The organism is Rhizobium sp. L43 (genome assembly GCF_002531725.1).
Taxonomy (GTDB): domain Bacteria; phylum Pseudomonadota; class Alphaproteobacteria; order Rhizobiales; family Rhizobiaceae; genus Rhizobium.
In genome coordinates, this window is record NZ_NWSQ01000070.1 from 1 (window position 1) to 4,943 (window position 4,943).

The following is a 4,943-nucleotide window of genomic DNA, read 5'->3' on the forward strand; positions in this document are numbered from 1 at the left end:
ACGTCACAAATGAATCATCTGTGTCGTAACTTGCGCCAATCCCACACCTAACCAAAATCCGCTCACCGGACGCTCACCACCAATCGTCCGAAGGCCGGCCGACCGGCGACGGACGTGGCGCTCAGCTTCGTCGATAAAATGGCCTGCGGGTCAGTCACAGGTGGTGCCGTCTTCAGCTAATCGGGCACGTCGCGGGTCGATCGATTCCAATGCAACCCAGCTTCCTAGGTTTCAAGATGGTCACGGCAATCGCGCTGCCTCCTGAACCATTATATCTCGCATCCAGATATTTGCCGGATCTTTGTCGTGAAGTACCGGCCATTGGACCGCCTCGGTGAATGTCGGCAGCGTTATCGGGGGCGCAGTCATCCGCAACGGTATCTTGTCCTCAAAAAGCCCAACTAATCGTAACGGAATGGTTGCGATGCGATCAGTGCCCATCAGGGCGGCGGGGATCATGCTAAAGCTTGAAACAACGACTTCGACCCGCCTCTTGAGGCCATGCTCCTGCAAGAAGCAATCTTCTATGGTAGGCTGCTGCGTCCGACCGAACCTAACTACCGCGTGCCCCATTGATGAATACTCCTCTGCAGTAAGGGCTTCCTCAAGTTGTTTGTTATTACTGCAGCCGACGCAAGTCAGTCGTTCCTGAAATAGATCTATCTTAGGATGCGCGCTCGACATGAATAACGGTGGGCTAATAAGGAAGTCTACGTCGCCGCGTCGCAAGAGCTCGTCTGGATTGTCAGTAAGCGGCAGCAAGTCAAAGCTAATGCCGGGTGCCTCCCGCGCAAGACGCTCCAGTATCTTCTGAAAAAGAACAACTGTAACGAAATCGCACAAACTTACTCTGAAATGACGATCTGATTGATCAGGAGTAAATTTGTCCCAGGAAATGATATTGAGACGAATATGCTGTAAAGCCTCACGAATCGCAGGCGCGAGGTCTTCCGCACGCGGCGTTGGAACAAATTCACGACCACGCATCGTAAAAAGTTCATCGCGGAAATAGGAGCGGAGCCGGCGGACGGCTGCACTCATTGCGGGCTGGCTCAGATTAATGCTACGTGCCGCCGCAGTAAGGTTGCGCTCAATCATTAGTGCATCGAGCGCGACAAGGAGATTTAGATCGAGGCCCTTGAATCGCATATCTTTTAACTATCCAATAATGCAGCCCTTCCACAACGGTTGTTCCTACGGCGATGGCTGAATTCGCCTTGGCGCTCCTCAACCGATTTGAGGGCGCGGACACAGAGACTTAATCTCTGTGCTCGGAAAGCAACCTGAGGCCAGTCCAGATTAAGCCATAACTCCAGAGTGAACGCTCGTTGCAGTGTAATAGGAAGCCTCCAATGGCAAATCGCCAAACGCCAGCTGGCAAAGAAGATAATTAGCACCTGCTTCCTCGACATGATCGAGAAGATCTTGCCTAACTGACGCCGCAGTACCAACTACGCACAACTGACAGTCTACTGCTGCATCAAAATCTGGCGGGAGGTTCTGAGGAGTCTGTATCCCGTTTATCTCGTACAGAAACTTAAAGCTCCGAAGCCACCGTTGATAAGCCGGGGCCGCGAGCGAAATGGCATGCTTCGTCGTGCTGCCGGCCACCACCATTCGGACCAACCCAAGGAATGGCGCCCGTTTCCTGCCCCCGGCGGTATGTCTCTCGTGTGCTCGGTAGGCATCAGTGATCTGGCGAACAGTCGAAGCAGGGCCCCCGCAGGCAAGATTTGTATCGTTCTCAGCCGCCCAGCGCGCAACCTCAGGACGACTGGTTGTAATCCATGTCGGAGGCTGAGGACGTTGGTGTGGCCTCAACATCAACGGGACTTTGTCTAGTTCAAAGTGATCGCCTTTGTAGGAAAGAGCTTGAGCTCCTCCCTTCATCGCTTGGATGACGATCTCGCTGGCTTCGAGATAGCGCGATGTCGCCACCTCCTCCTCAATACCGAAAAAGCCCCATTCGATTGGTAAGGAGCCGCGTCCCATGCCCAACTCGAGCCTGCCACCACTCAGATGATCCAGCATGCAAATTTCTTCAAACGCACGTAGCGGATGATAAAGGTTCAACAGCATAACCAACGGACCGAGACGAAGATGCTGCGTGCGCTGAGCTACGCCTGCTAGAAATAGATTCGGCGAAGGTCCCCTACCATGGGGGGTACAGTGGTGCTCTGCGACGTGATATCCAAAAAAGCCAAGGCGATCGCAAACCTCTGCCAATTTCATCCGATCTTCATATTGGCGCGCAATCTCTCTGCCGTCTTCGTCCAAATGGTCGAAAATGCCAACCATCAGCTTTGCGGGAAGAGAGTTTGTCATCTGAATGTCTCCAAGTTTGGCGGCGAGTTTTCGGTGGCCAGAACCGGAGGGTGGCCCCGATGTCTTTCGCCAGGAATTATTCGCCCGTCTTAAGTTTGCACTGAATTATCTAATGGTTACGGCGGCGCCGGAAAATCTATCCGAAGCCCGTTGCGCTAGGTGGTTGGAGGGTCTGGCAGGATTGGAGGCCGCACATCCAGAGCCTATAAATGTTGGGGCTTCGAGTTTATTGAACCTGCTCAGCTTTCACCCCCTAGACTAGGACGCCACCCGCTTCATCTACCGCTGCGAGCATGCGATTGCTGGCGACGGCTCTCGCATCCACAATCGGGTGGCTGCTCCAAGAATGCAGTCTACAGTTTCATCAATGGATTTATCTGCGTAGCCGTACCGATACTCACGCATATGGAATGGCAAAGAGCTTCGTTCGGAAACATTTACCAGTATATATTTCTCCGTTCTAATTCCCTTTGCCAAAACCTTCCATTTTTACCCGCCCGGGCCCTGAAAAGTGCGAAGTTAATTTCGAAAGGGTGATCGAAAGCCCCGCTCCGAAAGCGCCAGGCTCACTACCTCACCCATACTTAACATCCTTGCGGTTCTCTTCGTAAAGCCGTTGGCTCTGAAACCGATGCTGACGCCGATGAGCTGAACATAATGCTCACGCTGAAATGATATTGGATCCTTCATATTCCCTGTATGACTTCGCGGCGAGTAACACCCCATCTCGCATACCCACAGCTCCGTTCACTTTTGAGAACCCAAGGATTGGGAAGTTCGATTAGTGGTTGTTCAGCTTTTGTGGCGACCCGAACGGGTTATGGCTGGTATTCGGTGTAATGCGACGAGGCTCTTGCAGTAGGCGAAGAAAGGACCCAGAGCTATGTCTCCGCACTTGATTGGCAGACGAGAGTGCGTTCTGCATTTCCACGTTGGCCATATTCGTCTCCATTTATCGGCCAGGTCTGTGACCTAGCCCTCGGCTGCTCTCCGGTGGAGCAACATCATGGTATCCCCAATTCATAGTCGAGGTGTTTAATAACATCCCACGGCTTCGTAAAATTAATTGTTTGTATGGCATTGATCCACCAGGTGAATAACCCGGGATCTCCACCTTCAAAGGGTTGCTCAAACGTCAACGCTTCTTGCCACGTCTGACCCAGGGCACAACAGCGCTCGCCCCGATGTTCAGAAGGCGTCTAAGCGTTCGATGCCATTTTGGATGTTCGGCCGAACCGTTGCTTTCCTTCGGTCGATCGAAGTGGCGTAAGGCCGACCCGGGCGAAATCACGGTCCCTTCTGAGGTGGAAGGATCAGGAGCCAGTGCGGTTGTATGTCCCTGCATTTCCAGATCTTAGCTTTATAGGATGAAAGGTGTTACGATTGGGAGATGAGGAGACGCCGCGTAGGGGCTGGCAGATCAGACTCTATAGATCGCTTCATGGACTTGATGCGCGGCCGTTTCTTCAATGTCATCGATCTGGTCAACCGGTTGGAACGACAAGCAAGGCGGATAGTCGACTTACCTCACACGCCTCGACTTCATCACCCTCGATGAGATCGGCTATCTGCCGTTCGCGAAGGACGGAGGCCCGCTCCTGTTCCATCTTATCCGCAGGCTTTACGAGCGCACCTCGATCCTCGTCACCGGCGAACATGGCCTTCGGTGAACGCCCCGTCGGCGTTCGGTGATGCCAAGATGACGACAGCACTGCTTGATTGGTTGACTCACCATTGTAGAAATTGGGAAAGAGTCCTGGCGCTTCGAAAACCGCTTCAAAGCTAAAGTCGGGATCCCTACACCCGCACTTGGCCCATAGCCATTAACTAATTCAGAACCAATTTGAAATGGAGAATGCGCACTGATTCAGCGCCAGTGATACGGGTGGAGAAGCTAGCGGTGGCCAAGTTGGCAAATGTAGTTAGGTACTGTCAGGCGGCGAGAAGAAGCAGTTCACGTCGTTTTCCGTCGGATGAAGGCAGATATGATACCGGCCATCTCCCGAAGGGATTTCGTCCCCATACGGAATGAAGAAAAGGTGCGGCTCTGTCGCGAGGTGGTGGTCGCCCGCATGCAGTAAGACGGAAAAACCGCGGGGCCCTTTACGAATGTTCTGAGTCGGAATGGACTGACAATCTCCACTCAAACCGTGGGCCTTGCAGCACGCCGGAGGATAGGTCCAGCCGCTCTTCGCTTGATGGGCGTCGGTTCGAACGATAGTGCAGACGGAGATCGCCCCAAGTGCGATCAGCAACCCTGTTGATGTGGCGAGTGTCATTGCATACCTCCTTAGAGGCAGCCCCTCGAAAAACGCCGGGAGGTTGCGCACTGATTGCCAAGAACGCGCGTCTTTTCGATACCTCGTCTTTTTTGTCACGGACACTTCCGGGTCAGAAACGCCTGCGCATCTAGGACCATCGCCATGGTACGTAGAGGCACATAGAGGCGAGTGAGCATCGGCGCCATTAGGATACTGCTCCGCTGCCGGGAAGTGAAGCCAATCTTCTGCCGCGCCGACCGCACGAATGGTACCTCCGGGCTGTCAATCAGCACCGAACATTGACCCCTTTTGCTTATCCAATTTTGACCCCCCTGTGCTGTAGATCAGCGCTTGGCC

The 4,943-nt window shown here is 53.5% G+C and carries 3 protein-coding genes and 1 pseudogene; 1 reads left to right on the forward strand and 3 read right to left on the reverse strand.

Features of this window, described 5'->3' with window-relative positions:
* Nucleotides 1-240: 240 nt before the first annotated feature.
* Together nodD3 and CO667_RS34245 are read right to left on the reverse strand one after the other, a co-directional pair.
* The gene (nodD3, locus tag CO667_RS34240) at nt 241-1,149 is read right to left on the reverse strand and encodes a transcriptional regulator NodD3 (RefSeq protein WP_096772347.1); all 909 of its coding nucleotides are present in this window, start codon (nt 1,147-1,149) and stop codon (nt 241-243) included.
* A gap of 150 nt (nt 1,150-1,299) precedes the next feature.
* Complete coding sequence (locus CO667_RS34245) at nt 1,300-2,325, reverse strand: LLM class flavin-dependent oxidoreductase (protein WP_096772348.1); 1,026 nt, start codon at nt 2,323-2,325, stop codon at nt 1,300-1,302.
* A gap of 1,453 nt (nt 2,326-3,778) precedes the next feature.
* Between CO667_RS34245 and CO667_RS34250 the strand changes: the two are divergent.
* Nucleotides 3,779-4,145, forward strand: a pseudogene (locus CO667_RS34250) (ATP-binding protein); the annotation flags it as partial.
* A gap of 102 nt (nt 4,146-4,247) precedes the next feature.
* Here the strand turns inward: CO667_RS34250 and CO667_RS34255 are convergent.
* Nucleotides 4,248-4,604: a hypothetical protein gene (locus tag CO667_RS34255; protein ID WP_096772349.1), complete on the reverse strand. Its 357-nt coding sequence runs from the start codon at nt 4,602-4,604 to the stop codon at nt 4,248-4,250.
* Nucleotides 4,605-4,943 lie beyond the last annotated feature (339 nt).

Excerpts from the sequence above, each read along its gene's own strand:
- nodD3 (WP_096772347.1), bottom strand. The coding sequence starts at position 1,149 with ATGCGATTCAAGGGCCTCGATCTAAATCTCCTTGTCGCGCTCGATGCA.
- CO667_RS34245 (WP_096772348.1), bottom strand. The coding sequence starts at position 2,325 with ATGACAAACTCTCTTCCCGCAAAGCTGATGGTTGGCATTTTCGACCAT.
- CO667_RS34255 (WP_096772349.1), bottom strand. The coding sequence starts at position 4,604 with ATGACACTCGCCACATCAACAGGGTTGCTGATCGCACTTGGGGCGATC.